This window comes from Methylibium sp. Pch-M (assembly GCF_004136295.1).
Classification (GTDB): Bacteria; Pseudomonadota; Gammaproteobacteria; order Burkholderiales; family Burkholderiaceae_C; genus Methylibium; species Methylibium petroleiphilum.
Genome location: NZ_CP029606.1, coordinates 3424330 through 3439004 on the forward strand (window position 1 = coordinate 3424330; position 14675 = coordinate 3439004).

General features: G+C 67.8%; 13 protein-coding genes. 1 reads left to right on the plus strand and 12 read right to left on the minus strand.

Annotated elements, in window-relative coordinates; genetic code table 11:
• Nucleotides 1-17 precede the first annotated feature (17 nt).
• From C1M51_RS16510 to gyrA, 12 genes are all read right to left on the minus strand, one after another.
• Nucleotides 18-350 (minus strand): helix-hairpin-helix domain-containing protein, encoded by a 333-nt coding sequence (locus tag C1M51_RS16510; protein ID WP_129451495.1) that lies wholly within the window; start codon nucleotides 348-350, stop codon nucleotides 18-20.
• Nucleotides 351-514: 164 nt separating this feature from the next.
• Nucleotides 515-1453, minus strand: a complete 939-nt coding sequence (gene rfaE1 / locus C1M51_RS16515) for a D-glycero-beta-D-manno-heptose-7-phosphate kinase (RefSeq protein ID WP_129451497.1) — start codon at nucleotides 1451-1453, stop codon at nucleotides 515-517.
• Nucleotides 1450-2619, minus strand: a complete 1170-nt coding sequence (gene lapB / locus C1M51_RS16520; RefSeq protein WP_129451498.1) for a lipopolysaccharide assembly protein LapB — start codon at nucleotides 2617-2619, stop codon at nucleotides 1450-1452. The genes rfaE1 and lapB overlap by 4 nt, the downstream gene beginning before the upstream one ends.
• Nucleotides 2609-2929, minus strand: a complete 321-nt coding sequence (locus C1M51_RS16525) for a lipopolysaccharide assembly protein LapA domain-containing protein (RefSeq protein WP_242499801.1) — start codon at nucleotides 2927-2929, stop codon at nucleotides 2609-2611. The genes lapB and C1M51_RS16525 overlap by 11 nt, the downstream gene beginning before the upstream one ends.
• Before the next feature lie 52 nt (nucleotides 2930-2981).
• Nucleotides 2982-3317 (minus strand): integration host factor subunit beta, encoded by a 336-nt coding sequence (locus tag C1M51_RS16530; protein ID WP_129451502.1) that lies wholly within the window; start codon nucleotides 3315-3317, stop codon nucleotides 2982-2984.
• A 117-nt stretch (nucleotides 3318-3434) separates the two neighbouring features.
• Nucleotides 3435-5117: a 30S ribosomal protein S1 gene (rpsA, locus tag C1M51_RS16535; protein ID WP_036232617.1), complete on the minus strand. Its 1683-nt coding sequence runs from the start codon at nucleotides 5115-5117 to the stop codon at nucleotides 3435-3437.
• A 154-nt stretch (nucleotides 5118-5271) separates the two neighbouring features.
• Complete coding sequence (locus C1M51_RS16540; RefSeq protein WP_129451504.1) at nucleotides 5272-7296, minus strand: bifunctional 3-phosphoshikimate 1-carboxyvinyltransferase/cytidylate kinase; 2025 nt, start codon at nucleotides 7294-7296, stop codon at nucleotides 5272-5274.
• 2 nt (nucleotides 7297-7298) lie between these two features.
• Nucleotides 7299-8183, minus strand: a complete 885-nt coding sequence (locus C1M51_RS16545; protein ID WP_129451506.1) for a prephenate dehydrogenase/arogenate dehydrogenase family protein — start codon at nucleotides 8181-8183, stop codon at nucleotides 7299-7301.
• 12 nt (nucleotides 8184-8195) lie between these two features.
• Complete coding sequence (gene pheA / locus C1M51_RS16550) at nucleotides 8196-9308, minus strand: prephenate dehydratase (protein WP_129451508.1); 1113 nt, start codon at nucleotides 9306-9308, stop codon at nucleotides 8196-8198.
• Nucleotides 9301-10401, minus strand: a complete 1101-nt coding sequence (serC, locus tag C1M51_RS16555; protein WP_129451510.1) for a 3-phosphoserine/phosphohydroxythreonine transaminase — start codon at nucleotides 10399-10401, stop codon at nucleotides 9301-9303. Before serC ends, pheA begins: the two co-directional genes overlap by 8 nt.
• Nucleotides 10402-10407: 6 nt before the next feature.
• The gene (locus C1M51_RS16560) at nucleotides 10408-11085 is read right to left on the minus strand and encodes a DUF2059 domain-containing protein (RefSeq protein ID WP_165349707.1); all 678 of its coding nucleotides are present in this window, start codon (nucleotides 11083-11085) and stop codon (nucleotides 10408-10410) included.
• The gene (gene gyrA / locus C1M51_RS16565; RefSeq protein ID WP_129451513.1) at nucleotides 11085-13706 is read right to left on the minus strand and encodes a DNA gyrase subunit A; all 2622 of its coding nucleotides are present in this window, start codon (nucleotides 13704-13706) and stop codon (nucleotides 11085-11087) included. The genes C1M51_RS16560 and gyrA overlap by 1 nt, the downstream gene beginning before the upstream one ends.
• A 292-nt stretch (nucleotides 13707-13998) precedes the next feature.
• On the opposite strand from gyrA, the gene ompA reads away from it, so the two are divergent.
• Entirely contained in the window at nucleotides 13999-14658 is a 660-nt protein-coding gene (gene ompA, locus C1M51_RS16570) for an outer membrane protein OmpA (RefSeq protein WP_011829830.1), read from the plus strand.
• The last annotated feature ends 17 nt before the right edge of the window (nucleotides 14659-14675 follow it).

A 14675-nucleotide genomic window follows, 5' to 3' on the forward strand; every position in this document is an offset into this window, starting at 1 on the left:
TCGACCGCGCCCCGGGTCTATTTGCCGGCAGCCGACGCCTTGGAGGACGAGGTGGGAGCCGCCATCTTGGTGGGCTTCGTCGCGGCGCCGTAGCTCGCGCCGTTCACGGTGAGCCCGGCGTCGGAGAAGCGCTGCGCATTGCCTTCGCCGACGCCCTTGACGCGACCGATCAGGTCGTCCCAATCCTTGTACGGACTCTTCTTGCGCTCGTCGAGCAGTCGCGTCGACAGGCCAGGGCCGATGCCCTTGACGCCTTCGAGCGTCGCCTGGTCGGCCTTGTTGACATCGACCGCGGCGACAGCAGCCATGAACCAGAACGCGAGTAGCGCGCTCAGCATCTTCTTCAGCATGTCGAATCTCCTCCAGAGTGGTTGCGATGGCGAGCCTTGTTCGAGACCCGCCAGATCACTCTAGAAGCCGCTTGGCAGCCTGCCCATCCTTCCCAGGAGGGCGGCCGGAGGGGTGTTACGTCGCCGGGAGCAGACAACGGCGCGCCGTGAGCGAGCGCTGCGGTCTACTCGAACAACTCGTCGTAGCTGACGCTCGCGGTGCCGAACTTGCCGACCACGATGCTGCCGGCCCGGTTGGCCAGTGGCATCGCCTCGCGCGGACTCAGGCCGCAGGCGATCATGGCAGCCATCGTCGCGATCACGGTGTCACCGGCGCCGGTCACGTCGAACACTTCGCGGGCCTGGGCCGGCACGCTGGTATCGCCTTGTGCGTCGAACAGGGTCATGCCGTCTTCGCTGCGGGTCAGCAGCAGGGCCTCCAGACCCAGCTCGACGCGCAGCGCCTGGGCGCGCTCACGCAACTGCGCCTCACTGCTCCAGGCGCCGACGACCTGCGCGAGTTCGGCACGGTTCGGTGTGATCACACTGGCGCCCGCGTAGCGGCGGTAGTCGCTGCCCTTGGGGTCGACGAGCACCGGCTTGCCGGCGCGGCGTGCCAGCTCGATCATGCGCGGGATGTGCTCGAGCCCGCCCTTGCCGTAGTCGGAGAACAGCACCGCGTCCTGCTGGGCGAGCGTGGCTTCGTAAGCCTGCAGCATCTCGGCCAGCACCTCGTGGTCGGGCTGGTTCTCGAAATCGATGCGGATCAGCTGTTGCGAGCGGCCGATCACCCGCAGCTTGACGATGGTGTAGAGCTGCGGGTCGCTGCCCAGCAAGGTATCGATGCCGTCGCGCTCGAGCAGGCGCTTGAGCGTGCGCGCCGGTTCGTCGTCACCGACCACGGTCAGCAGGGTCACGCGGGCACCGAGTGACTTGACGTTGAGGGCCACGTTGGCGGCCCCGCCGAGGCGTTCCTCTTCACGCGTGACGCGCACCACCGGCACTGGCGCCTCCGGTGAAATCCGCTCCACGGCACCGAACCAGTAGCGATCCAGCATCACGTCGCCGACCACCAGCACGCATGCACGGCCGAGCGTGGTCTTGTCGGGCACCGGTTTCTTCACTGGTCCTCCAACCGCGTGGGCGGATAGCTGTCCCAGCTGTGGCAACCGGGGCATTGCCAGAAGTAGTGCTGCGCCTCGAAACCACAGGCTGCGCAGCGGAAGCGCCGGATCGGCCGGGCGGCGGTGGCCGTGATCTGCTGCAACTGCTCGGCATCGGTCGACGTTGGGGCCAGTCCTTGAGCTTGCTGCTCCTTCAGCAAGGCCGATGCGGCCGACAGCGTCGGGTGTGCCTGCAGGTGGCGGCGCAGTCGTTCGTGGCGCGCGGCCGGATCCGGTTCGAGCTGTTGCAGCGCCGTCACGACGTCGAGGCTCGGAACACGCTCGTAAACGGCTTCCAGCCGTCCGCGGGCGTCGGCCGCGTCATCGCAGGCCAGCGCGCTGTTGGCGTAGTCCGATGCGATCAGCGCAAAGGCGCCCGGCTGCGTGGCGAGAAGTTCGTCCCATGCCGAGAGCGCTTCGCGATGCTGGCCGGTGCGCGCAAGGCGCTGCCCGGCGATGACCCGCGGTCGCGGCGCCTGCGGCGCCGCCTCGCGCGCCTTGCGCAGGGCTTCCTCGGCTTCATCGGGGCGGCGGCGTGCGTCCGCTTCCAGCGCGATCTCGCAGCCGTAGTGCGCCATGCGGTTGGCAAAGGATCCGGCGCCCGCCGCCTCCAGCTTGCGAGCCGTCTCGATGGCGGCATGCCAGTCGCGCGAGCGCTCGTGCAGCGTCAACAGCTCGAGGCGCGCATCGGTGGCAAACGCCGTGCCCTCGAGTGCACGGAAGGCCGCCTCGGCGCGGTCGAACAGACCGGCCTTCACGTAGTCCTGCGCCAGCGCGTGCTGGGCACGCTCGCGTTCGGTGGCGGGCAGGTCGCCGCGACCGAGCAGGTGCTGATGGACCCGTACCGCACGCTCGTACTCGCCTCGTCGGCGGAACAGGTTGCCGAGCGCGAAATGCAGGTCCGAGGTGCCTGGGTCGTGCTGCACCGCCTCGATGAAGGCGTCGATCGCCTTGTCCTGCTGTTCGTTGAGCAGCAGGTTCAGGCCCTTGTAGTACGCCTTCGGCGATTCCTGCTGCTCGCGCTTCCACTGGCGGACGTCGAAGCGCGAAGCCAGCCAGCCGAGCGCGAAGGCCACCATCAGACCGAGCAGGGCCAGCGGCAGCGTGGTCAGCGGATCAAAGTCCATCGCGGGGCGGGTGTTCGGGGAAGGAAGGCTCGGTGCTGCGCGCGGCATCGGCATCGAGCATCGTCGTCGCGGTCTCGGTGGGCGGCAGTTGCTGCTGGGCGACACGACGGTGCTTCCACCAGCTCGGCAGCATCGCGACGATGCCCAGCGCGCAGCCGAGGCCGAAGGCGCCGAGCACGATGAACACCATCGGAGCGCGCCATTCATGGCCGAAGAACCACTTGAGCGCGGCGTCGTGCTGGTTGTTCAGCGCGAACGCGAACAGCGCAAAGAAGATGGCGGCTCGCAGGAGCCAGTTGAGAGCACGCATCGCCGACGATTCTAGCGACGGCAACGGGACTGAAGCGGGTGCCTCGTCGTGCTCAGGTCGCGGGTTCGTCGCGCGGTGTCTGGTGAGCCTCGGCCTCGAGTGCGGCGGTGTGTGCATCGACCGCTTCCCGGAGGGCCTTGCCGGGCTTGAAGTGCGGGACCAGCTTCTCCGGGATCACCACCTGCTCGCCCGAGCGCGGATTGCGCCCCATGCGCGGCGGACGGCGATTGATCGAGAAGCTGCCGAAGCCGCGGATCTCGATGCGGTGGCCGCGCGCGAGCGCATCGCTCATCGCGTCGAGGATGGTCTTGACCGCGAACTCGGTGTCGCGGTGCGTCAGCTGGCTGAAACGCTCACCCAGCAGGGCCACGAGATCGGAGCGGGTCATGGTGAGGTAGGGCGTTCGTTGGCCTGATCCGGGCACTGGGGCCTGCGCGCATGCCCTCGGGGGCAAGGGCATGCGCGCAGGCTGGAAACCCCGCGGGGTCTCCAGCCTCGGCGGGACTCAGGAGTTGTTCTGGTCCAGCTTGGCCTTCAGCAGGGCGCCGAGGCTCGTGGTGCCGGCGTTCTCGCGTTCGGACGTCTGGGCCAGGCGCTGCATCGCTTCCTGGTTGTCGACGTTGTCCTTGGCCTTGATCGACAGCTGGATCGAACGCGTCTTGCGGTCGACGTTGATGATCAGCGCCGTGACTTCGTCGCCTTCCTTCAGCACGTTGCGGGCGTCTTCCACACGGTCGCGGGAGATTTCGCTGGCGCGCAGGTAGCCGGTCACGTCGTCGGTCAGCTGGATCTCGGCGCCGCGCGCGTCGACCGTCTTGACCTTGCCCGTCACCGTTGCACCACGGTCGTTGAGTGTGGTGAAGGTCGCGAACGGATCACCGTCGAGCTGCTTGATGCCCAGCGAGATGCGCTCGCGCTCGACGTCGATTGCCAGCACGAGGGCCTCGACTTCCTGGCCCTTCTTGTAGTTGCGCACGGCGGCCTCGCCCGGCTCGTGCCAGGACAGGTCGGACAGGTGCACCAGGCCGTCGATGCCGGCAGCCAGGCCGACGAACACGCCGAAGTCGGTGATCGACTTGACCGGGCCCTTGAGCTTGTCGCCGCGCTTGTGGTTCTGCGCGAATTCGTCCCACGGGTTGGCCTTGCACTGCTTCATGCCCAGGCTGATGCGGCGCTTGTCCTCGTCGATCTCGAGCACCATGACCTCGACCTCTTCGCCCAGCGTGACGAGCTTGGACGGGGCGATGTTCTTGTTGGTCCAGTCCATCTCCGAGACGTGCACCAGACCTTCGATGCCGGGCTCGATCTCGACGAACGCGCCGTAGTCGGCGATGTTGGTGATCTTGCCGAACAGGCGGGTGCCGGTCGGGTAGCGGCGCGAGACGCCGACCCACGGGTCGTCGCCCATCTGCTTGAGGCCCAGCGAGACGCGGTTCTTCTCGGCGTCGAACTTCAGCACCTTGGCGGTCAGTTCCTGACCGACCGTGACCACCTCGCTCGGGTGGCGCACGCGGCGCCAGGCCATGTCGGTGATGTGCAGCAGGCCGTCGATGCCGCCGAGGTCGACGAACGCACCATATTCGGTGATGTTCTTGACCACGCCGTTGACGAAGGCGCCTTCGCGCAGCGTGCCGAGCAGCTTGGCGCGCTCTTCACCCATCGAGGCCTCGACCACGGCGCGGCGCGACAGCACGACGTTGTTGCGCTTGCGGTCGAGCTTGATGACCTTGAACTCCATGGTCTTGCCTTCGAACGGCGTCATGTCCTTGACGGGACGCGTGTCGAGCAGGGAGCCGGGGAGGAAGGCGCGGATGCCGTTGACCAGCACGGTCAGGCCGCCCTTGACCTTGCCGTTGACGGTGCCGGTCACGAAGTCGCCGGACTCGAGCGAGGTCTCGAGCGACATCCACGAGGCCAGGCGCTTGGCCTTGTCGCGCGACAGGATGGTGTCGCCGTAGCCGTTCTCGATCGCGTCGATCGCGACGGAGACGAAGTCGCCGACCTGGACTTCGAGCTCGCCCTGGTCGTTCTTGAATTCTTCGATCGCCACATAGGCTTCGCTCTTGAGGCCGGCATTGACGACCACGAAGCTGTGCTCGATGCGGACCACCTCGGCAGTGATCACCTCGCCGGCGCGCATGTCGGAGCGCTTGAGCGACTCCTCGAACAGGGCGGCGAACGATTCCATGCCTTGCGACGAGGCAGTTGCGGTTTGACTCATTGGGGTTTCCTGAAGCCGGCGTTCCGGCGATTTGCCACTTGCGTGGCGGGTTAGGTTGAAAGAACCGCCGCTTCAGCGCACCTTGCAGTGCTGAGGGGAAGCCGCGGACCTGGGGCGCCCGTCAATCCTCGTGAGTGGCGCGAGAACCGAAGGGCTGCACGGCGTCCCACCAATCCAGCACCTGGTCCACCGAGGTTTCGACGGACAGGGCCGAGTTGTCGAGCAACCGGGCATCCTCGGCCGGCTTCAAGGGCGCCACGCTGCGATGCTGGTCGCGAGCGTCACGTGCCTCCAAGTCGGCCCGAAGACTTTCGATATTAGCTGAAATTCCCTTTGAAATCAACTGCTTATGCCGCCGGCTGGCGCGCTGTTCGCTGTTGGCGGTGAGGAACACCTTGAGCGCCGCGCCGGGGAAGATCACGGTGCCCATGTCCCGCCCATCGGCCACCAGGCCGGGCAGGCGGCGGAAGGCGAGCTGCAACTCCACCAGCGCCTGGCGCACGGCGGGCAGGGCTGCGATCTGCGAGGCCAGGCTACCGACCGCCTCGTGGCGGAGCTCGTCGCTGACATCCTCGCCGGCCAGCAGCGTCTGCTGGTTCTCGAAGCGCAGCGGCAGCGTGCGCGCGATCGCCGCGACGGCGGCCTCGTCGCTCGCCGGTACGCCGCGTCGCAGCGCGGCCAGGGCAGTGGCGCGGTAGAGGGCGCCGGAGTCGAGGTGGTGGTAACCCAGCCGCTCGGCGAGCGCGCTGCCGAGCGTGCCCTTGCCCGACGCGGTCGGGCCGTCGACGGTCAGGACCGGGACACGGTCGGGCCGGGCACGGGTCACGCCGAACAGGGCGTCGAAATAGGCCGGGAAGGTCTTGTTGACGCAGCGCGGGTCCAGGATGCGCACCGGCACGTCGCCGCCGGCCAGCGGATTGAAGGCCGCCAGCGAGGCGCACATCGCCATGCGGTGGTCGTCGTAGGTGTGGATCGCCGCGGCCTGCCAGCGCGCCGGCGGCGTGACCTCGATGAAGTCGGCGCCTTCCAGCACCGTGGCGCCGAACTTGCGGAGTTCGATGGCCATGGCGGCGATGCGGTCGGTCTCCTTGACCCGCCAGCTCGCGATGTTGGTCAGCCGCGTGGTGCCAGTGGCATACAAGGCCATCGCCGCCAGCGTCATCGCGGCATCGGGGATGTGGTTGCAGTCGAGCGTGATCGCCGTCAGCGGCCAGGCGCCGCGGCGTACCACGAGGGCGTTCGCTTCCTCGGTGATGTCGGCGCCCATCGCACGGGCCGCTTCGACGAAGCGGATGTCGCCCTGGATCGACGCCGAGCCGACCCCTTCGATGCGCAAGGGCGTGTCAGCGGCGGCGATGGCCCCGGCCGCGATGAAGTACGAGGCCGACGAGGCATCGCCCTCGACCGCGATCTCGCCCGGAGACCGGTAGGCGCTGCCCTGCGGGATGACGAAGCGTTGCCAGCCTTCACGCTGCACCGAAATGCCGAAGCGCACCAGCAGCGCCAGCGTGATCTCGATGTAGGGCTTGGAGATCAGTTCGCCATCGACCTCGATCGTGATCGCCTGGCGTGCCGCGACCAGCGGCAGTGCCATCAGCAGGGCGGTCAGGAACTGGCTGGAGACGTCGCCGCGCACGTGGATCGGCGCGTCCAGCTTCAGCGTGCCGCGCTCCAGCCGCAGGGGCGGATAGCCTTCGGTGGCCAGGCAGGTGATCGTGCAGCCCAGGGGCCGCAGCGCATCGATCAGGTCGCCGATTGGCCGCTCGTGCATGCGCGGCACACCGCTGAGTTCGAAACGTCCCCCCTGATCGGCCGCCAGCAGCGCCAGTGCCGCGGCCAGCGGCCGCATCGCGGTGCCGGCGTTGCCGAGGAACAACTGGGCCTCGCGCACCGCGAGCCGCCCGCCGAGGCCGGTGACGACCCGCGCCGCGCCGTCGGTCTCGATGTCGCAGCCGAGCGCGCGCAGCGCATCGAGCATGACCCGGGTGTCGTCGGAGTCCAGCAGGTCGAGCACGTGGGTGCGGCCGGCACACAGGCCGGCGAGCAGCAGCACGCGGTTGGAGATGCTCTTGGAACCGGGCAGCCTTACCGTGCCCCCCGCAGCCTGGAGCGGGGGAAGGTCGAGGTAGGCGCGCGGCGTCACCACGCTCAGCGGCTGCCGCCCGGCTTCGGGCTGCTCATCTGCCAGCCGGCGCGCATTTCCGAGGCGTTGCGGATCAGGTCTTCGAGGGCCTCGCTGTTGCCGAGCTTCATCACGTGCTCGAGCGCGTCGAGCGTGTGGCGAAAGCGCTGCGACTGCTTCAGGATCTCCTCGCGGTTGCTCATCAGCACGTCGCGCCACATGACCGGGTCGCTGGCGGCGATACGCGTGAAGTCGCGGAAGCCCGGGCCCGCCAGCGACAGGAAGTCGCGCCCGGCCGGCTGCTTGGCGACCGACGCGAAATAGGCGAAGGCCAGCAGGTGCGGCAGGTGGCTGACGGCCGCGAATGCGGCGTCGTGGTTCTCCGGGCTCATCTTGAGCACCTGGCAGCCGATCGCGGCCCATACGTCGGTGGCCTTCTGGACCAGGACCGCGTCGGTCTGCGCCAGCGGCGTGAGGATGACCTGCCGGTTGGCGTAGAGGTGGGCGTCGGCGTTCTCGATGCCGGAGACTTCCTTGCCGGTGATCGGATGGGCCGGCACGAAGCAGCCGACCTTGTCCTTCAGCACCCGCCGGGCGGCGTCGACCACGTCGCGCTTGGTGCTGCCCACGTCCATCAGCATCACGCCGGGCTCTACCAGGTGGCGGATGGCCTTCAAGGTGGCCTCGGTGGCGGCCACCGGCACGGCCAGCAGCACCAGGTCGGAGCCCGAGACGGCCAGCAGCGCCGATTCGGCCGCGGTGTCGATCACCCCCAGGCGCCTGGCCTTCTCGGTGGTCGATGGCGACTTGCTGTAGCCGACCACGCGCTTCACGAGGCCGGCGCGCTTGAGCGCCAACGCGAACGAGCCGCCCATCAGGCCACAACCGATCACGCCGAGTTGATTGAACATGGGTGGCCGGGGTCAGTGGACGTCGAGCGGGTAGGTGCCCAACAGCTTGAAGAAGGAGCAGGCCGCGCGCAATTCGGCCAGCGCCGCAGCGACGGCCGGCTCGTCGGGGTGGCCCTGCAGGTCGATGTAGAAGTAGTACTCCCACTGATCGGCGCTGCGGGCAGGGCGCGACTCGAAGCGCGTCATCGACACACCGTGCTGCTTCAGCGGCACCAGCATGTCGTGCACCGCGCCGGGCCGGTTGTTGACCGACACCACGAGGCTGGTGCAGTCGTGGCCGGAGGCCTTGGGCTGCGGGTGGCGATCGGGGTGCGTGACGATCACGAAGCGGGTGCGGTTGTGCGGGTCATCCTGGATGGCCGGCGCGACGACGTGCAGTCCGAACTCGCTGCCGGCACGTTCGCTCGCCACGGCGGCGAGGCTGGAGTCGAGCGCAGCCAACCGGGCCCCCTCGGCATTGCTGGCAACCGGCCGGCGCTCGACATCGGGCAGGTGATAGCTGAGCCAGCCGTGGCATTGCGCGAGCGCCTGGGGGTGCGCGCACACGGCCTGGATGCCAGCCAGCGAGTTGGTCTGGCGCAGCAGGTTGTGGCGGACGAACAGGCTGGTCTCGCCGATCAGGAACAGCGGCGTCGTCAGCAGCAGGTCCAGCGACCGCGCCACCACGCCCTCGGTCGAGTTCTCGACGGGGACGACGCCGAAGTCGGCTGCGGCCGCAGTGGTGGTACGGAACACCTCATCGATGCTGGCGCAGGGCACGCGCACGATCGAGCTGCCGAAGTAGCCCAGGGCCGCGAGTTCACTGAAGGTGCCGGCCGGGCCAAGGTAAGCCACGCGCGTCGGCGTCTCGAGGGCGCGGCAGGCTGACATGATTTCGCGCCAGATCGGCGCCACGCTGTCCGCCTGCAGCGGGCCGGGATTCGAAGCCTTCAGGCCGTCGATCACCTGGGCCTCGCGCTCGGGGCGGAACACCACCGAGCCTTCGCGCTTTTTGATGCCGCCCACTTCCTGCGCCAGCGACGCGCGTCGGTTCAGCAGGGCCAGCAGCTCGCGGTCGACGGCATCGATCTGCTGGCGCAAGCCCAGCAGCGCGGGGTCGAGTGGAGAGGCGGCGGAATCAGCCATGGCGTTGCGCAAATTCTCGCATGTAGGTCACCAGTGCCTGCACTCCAGCCAGCGGCATGGCGTTGTAGATCGAGGCCCGCAGGCCGCCCACGCTCTTGTGCCCCTTGAGCTGCAGCAAGCGGCGCTCCTCGGCGCCCGCCAGGAACGGGGCATACAGCCGGTCGTCGGGCAGGAAGAAGGGGACGTTCATGCGCGAGCGGGCCTCGCGCGCGACGCGGTTGGCGTAGAAGCCCGAGCCATCGATCGCGTCGTACAACAGCGTCGCTTTTTCGATGTTGCGCTGCTCGAGCGCCGCCACGCCGCCCTGGGTCGCCATCCACTCGAATACCAGGCCGGCGATGTAGATGGAGTAAGTTGGCGGCGTGTTGTACATCGAGCCGTTCGCGGCGACGACGGCATAGTCGAAGGCGCTGGGGCAGAAGGGGAGCGCATGGCCGAGCAGGTCCTCGCGCACGAACACCAGCGTCAGCCCGGATGGGCCGATGTTCTTCTGCGCGCCGGCGTAGGCCAGTCCGACGCGGGACCACTCGATGGGCCGCGAGCCGATGTGCGAGGAGCAGTCCATCACCAGCGGCGCGTCGCACCCGAGTGCCCGCAGGTCGGGCAGTTCGTGCATCTCCACGCCGTTGATGGTCTCGTTGCTGCACACGTGCACGTAGCTCGCGTTCGCGCTGAACCGCCAGGTCGTGGGAGCGGGCAGGGTGGTGTGGTTGGCGGCACCGTCGGCCTCGTTGCTCGCGACGACGTGCGCCTCGCCATAGCGCAGCGCCTCCTGCCGGGTCTTGATCGACCAGAGGCCGGTCACCACATGGTCGGTCACGCCGCCGCGGGACAGGTTCATCGGCACGATCGCGTTCTCGGCGATCGCGCCGCCCTGCATGAAGAGGATCTTGAACTCGGCCGGGACGGCGAGCAGTTCGCGCAGCCGCAACTCGGTGCGCGCGAAGATCTCGTCGAACTCGCGGCCACGGTGGCTCATCTCCATGACGCCCATGCCGCTGCCCCGCCAGTCGAGCATCTCGGCGGCCGCCTGGGCCAGCACCGGTTCCGGCAGCGTGGCCGGCCCGGCGGAAAAGTTGTAGGCGCGTGTCACGGCCGATCAGGGCTTGTCGGCGGACGGGGCGCCCAGCCTCTTCGGTGCGGACGGCTTGAGGCCGCTACCGGCCGGCGCGCTCGCGCCACCGCCCACCGGCGCGGGCGAGACCCCGAGGATCTTCGCCATCGTGGCCTGCAGGGCCTTGGCCTTGGTCTCGACGGTCGGCTGGATGCCGGCGAGCAGCTTCTGGCCCAGCGCCTGTTCGATCGGCGGCTGCGTCTGCTGCAGCTTCTTGAACACCGGCGATTCGTAGAAGCCGACGACCTGGCGCAGCTCGTCCTCGGTGTACTTCTCTTCCACCGCCGCCAGCATCTGGCTCTGGGCCAGCTCCTGGGCGCGCTTGCGCACCACCGGCGTGAGTTCGTCGGCGTACTTGCGCGCCTCGTCCTGCAACTGCTTCGCCACGGCGTCGCGCTTGTCGGCCGGCACCTTGCTGCGCAGCACCGGATCGGCGGCGCCCAGCAACTGCCGGGCAGGCGCCTCGACGATGCTGCGTGCCGCGGCATCCAGCGAGTCCTGCTGCAGCGCCACCCAGCGCTTCGCGAGGTCGCGTTTCGCCGGGCTGCTGGCGGATGCCGCCGGGGCTGCGGTGGCTGGCGCGGCAGCGCCCTGGGCCAATGCGCCGCCGGCGCCGAAGGTCAGCGACAGCGCGAGGGCGGTCGCCAGGGAACGCATCTTCATCATGGCGTCGGCGTCTCGTCGGTGTCGGCGGCATCGCTGCCGGCGTCGTTCTCGACAATGCGCTGCAGGCCACCGAGCTGCGAGCCGTCGTCGAGGGAGATCAGCGTGACGCCCTGGGTCGCGCGGCCGAGTTCGCGGATCTCGCTCACGCGCGTGCGAACCAGCACACCCCGGTCGGTGATCAGCATGATCTCGTCCTCCGGACGTACCAGCGTGGCGGCGACGACGCGGCCGTTGCGCTCGGTCTGCTGGATCGCGATCATGCCCTTGGTGCCGCGGCCGTGGCGGGTGTACTCGGTGATCGAGGTGCGCTTGCCGTAGCCGTTCTCGGTGGCGGTGAGCACGCTCTGCGACTCGTCCTCGGCCACCAGCATCGCGATGACGTTCTGGCCGGGTTCGAGCGCCATGCCGCGCACGCCGCGCGCGTTGCGGCCCATCGGGCGCACGTCGTCCTCGTCGAAGCGGACCGCCTTGCCACCGTCGGAGAACAGCATCACGTCGTGCTTGCCGTCGGTCAGCGCCGCACCGATGAGGTGGTCACCTTCGTCCAGGTCGACGGCGATGATGCCGGCCTTGCGCGGGTTGCTGAACTCGTCGAGCGCGGTCTTCTTCACCGTGCCGAGCGCGGTGGACATGAAGATGTAGTGATCCGACGGGAAGGTGCGGAACTCGCCGGTCAGCGGCAGCACCACCGTGATCTTCTCGTTGGGCTGCAACGGGAACATGTTGACGATGGGCTTGCCGCGCGCCGCGCGGCCGCCCTGCGGCACCTCCCAGACCTTGAGCCAGTAGACGCGTCCCCGGTTGCTGAAGCACAGCATCCAGTCGTGCGTGTTGGCGATGAAGAGCTGCTCGATCCAGTCGTCGTCCTTGGTCTGCGTGGCCTGCTTGCCGCGCCCGCCGCGGCGCTGCGCGCGGTACTCGGCCAGCGGCTGGCTCTTCACGTAGCCGGTGTGGCTCAGCGTGACCACCATGTCGGTCGGCGTGATCAGGTCCTCGGTGCCGAGCTCCTGCACGTTGTGCTCGATCACGCTGCGGCGTGCGCCCAGCTTGGTCTGGCCGAACTCCTGTTTCACCGCCACCAGTTCCTCGCCGATGATGGTGGTCACGCGCTCGGGCTTGGACAAGATGTCGAGCAGGTCGGCGATGTGCGCCATCACCTCCTTGTACTCGCCGATGATCTTGTCCTGCTCCAAGCCAGTGAGGCGCTGCAGGCGCATCTGCAGGATCTCCTGGGCTTGATCGTCGGACAGCCGGTACAGCCCGTCGGCCTGCATGCCGTATGCCGCCGGCAGTCCTTCAGGACGGAACGCGTCGCGGCCGCCCGGGGTGTCGGACGCTGCGCGGACGAGCATCTCGCGCACCAGCGACGAATCCCAGCTCTTGTCCATCAGTCCCTGCTTGGCCAGCGGCGGCGTGGGCGAGTTCTTGATGATCTCGATGAACTCGTCGATGTTCGCCAGCGCGACCGCCAGGCCCTCGAGCACGTGGCCGCGTTCGCGTGCCTTGCGCAGCTCGAACACGGTACGCCGCGTGACCACCTCGCGGCGGTGTTCGAGGAACACCTCCACCAGATCGCGCAGGTTGCACAGCTTGGGCTGGCCGTCCACCAGCGCCACCATGTTGATGCCGAAACTGTCCTGCAGCTGGGTCTGCTTGTACAGGTTGTTCAGCACCACTTCGGGCACTTCACCGCGCTTGAGCTCGATGACGACCCGCATGCCCGACTTGTCGGATTCGTCCTGGATGTGGCTGATACCCTCCAGCTTCTTCTCGTGGACGAGCTCGGCCATGCGCTCGAGCAGCGTCTTCTTGTTCACCTGGTACGGGATCTCGTCGACGATGATCGACTGACGCGCGCCCTTGTCGATGTCCTCGAAGTGGCACTTCGCGCGCATCACCACCTTGCCGCGGCCGGTGCGGTAGCCCTCGCGCACGCCATTGAGGCCGTAGATGATGCCGGCGGTCGGGAAGTCCGGTGCCGGGATGATCTCCATCAGCTCGTCGATCGAAGCTTCGGGGTTCTTCAGCAGGTGCAGGCAGGCATCGACTGTCTCGTTCAGGTTGTGAGGCGGGATGTTGGTGGCCATGCCCACCGCGATGCCGGCCGAGCCGTTGACCAGCAGGTTGGGCAGGCGGGTCGGCATCACCAGCGGCTCCTTCTCGGAGCCGTCGTAGTTGGGGCCGAAGTCGACCGTGCCCTTGTCCAGGTCGGCCAGCATCTCGTGGGCGATCTTCGACAGGCGGATCTCGGTGTAGCGCATCGCCGCCGCGTTGTCGCCGTCGACCGAGCCGAAATTGCCCTGGCCGTCGACCAGCATGTGGCGCAGCGAGAAATCCTGCGCCATGCGCACGATGGTGTCGTAGACCGCGGTGTCGCCGTGCGGGTGGTATTTACCGATCACGTCGCCGACGATGCGCGCCGACTTCTTGTACGGCCGGTTCCAGTCGTTGTTCAACTCGTGCATCGCGAACAGCACGCGCCGGTGCACCGGCTTCAGGCCGTCGCGCGCATCCGGCAGGGCTCGGCCGACGATCACGCTCATCGCGTAGTCGAGGTAGGAGCGCCGCATCTCCTCTTCGAGGCTGATCGGCAGGGTTTCCTTGGCGAACTGGGTCATGCGAGATCGGGAGGTGGTCCGCGGTGAGGGGCCGCGGGGCTTGCATCGGGCTCGGTGCCGGCTGCAAGGGGTAGCGGGAAGTCGATGATTCTAGTTGCCGCTTGCTGTCGCAGCAGCGCAACAGCGGCCACGGGTGCGGCACGGGAGCTGGCCGAAACCTTGTCGCTGCAAAGCCATATGGCACAATGATTTGTCGGTCCTAAAGTGCTCTTTTCATAGGGCGCTTGATAGTTTCGCTCGATATATCCGCATGGACGTCTGCCGTTTAACGGCCTACCGAGAGAGGAAAGTCATGAATAAATTGAACAAGGTGGCAATGCTCTTCGCGACTGCCGCGATCGCCACCTCCGCTTCCACCGCGTTTGCCCAGACGGTCGACAACTGGAAGAACGTGGACGGGAACGTCTGGAAGAACGGCACCAACGAACTCTGCTGGCGCGACAATTTCTGGACTCCCGCTACCGCCGACGAGCGCTGCGACGGCGCGCCGCCGAAGGCCCCGCCGCCGGCTCCTGTTGCCGCTGCCCCCGCTCCTGCGCCCGTGGCCCCGCCGGCCCCGGCGCCTGCTCCGGCTGTCGTGCCGGTGCCGGTCAGCGAGAAGGTGACCTATGCCGCCGACGCGTTCTTCGACTTCGACAAGGCGACCCTGAAGCCCGAAGCCAAGAGCAAGCTCGACGACCTGGCCAGCAAGATTGCCGGTCTGAACCTGGAAGTCGTGATCGCCGTCGGTCACACCGACTCGGTCGGCTCCGATGCCTACAACCAGAAGCTGTCGCTGCGCCGTTCGGAGGCCGTCAAGGCCTATCTCGAGTCCAAGGGCATCGAGAAGAACCGCATCTACACCGAAGGCAAGGGCGAGAAGCAACCGGTGGCAGACAACAAGACCGCCGATGGCCGCGCGAAGAACCGTCGCACGGAAATCGAAGTGGTCGGTACGCGTACCAAGAAGTAAGCTGGCCTGGCCCGCTT

What these genes read in the sequence shown, in the direction of transcription:
- C1M51_RS16510 (WP_129451495.1), bottom strand. Translation starts at nt 350, where the DNA reads ATGCTGAAGAAGATGCTGAGCGCGCTACTCGCGTTCTGGTTCATGGCT.
- lapB (WP_129451498.1), bottom strand. Translation starts at nt 2,619, where the DNA reads ATGGACTTTGATCCGCTGACCACGCTGCCGCTGGCCCTGCTCGGTCTG.
- C1M51_RS16525 (WP_242499801.1), bottom strand. Translation starts at nt 2,929, where the DNA reads ATGCGTGCTCTCAACTGGCTCCTGCGAGCCGCCATCTTCTTTGCGCTG.
- C1M51_RS16530 (WP_129451502.1), bottom strand. Translation starts at nt 3,317, where the DNA reads ATGACCCGCTCCGATCTCGTGGCCCTGCTGGGTGAGCGTTTCAGCCAG.
- rpsA (WP_036232617.1), bottom strand. Translation starts at nt 5,117, where the DNA reads ATGGAATCGTTCGCCGCCCTGTTCGAGGAGTCGCTCAAGCGCTCCGAC.
- C1M51_RS16545 (WP_129451506.1), bottom strand. Translation starts at nt 8,183, where the DNA reads ATGTTCAATCAACTCGGCGTGATCGGTTGTGGCCTGATGGGCGGCTCG.
- pheA (WP_129451508.1), bottom strand. Translation starts at nt 9,308, where the DNA reads ATGGCTGATTCCGCCGCCTCTCCACTCGACCCCGCGCTGCTGGGCTTG.
- C1M51_RS16560 (WP_165349707.1), bottom strand. Translation starts at nt 11,085, where the DNA reads ATGAAGATGCGTTCCCTGGCGACCGCCCTCGCGCTGTCGCTGACCTTC.
- gyrA (WP_129451513.1), bottom strand. Translation starts at nt 13,706, where the DNA reads ATGACCCAGTTCGCCAAGGAAACCCTGCCGATCAGCCTCGAAGAGGAG.
- ompA (WP_011829830.1), top strand. Translation starts at nt 13,999, where the DNA reads ATGAATAAATTGAACAAGGTGGCAATGCTCTTCGCGACTGCCGCGATC.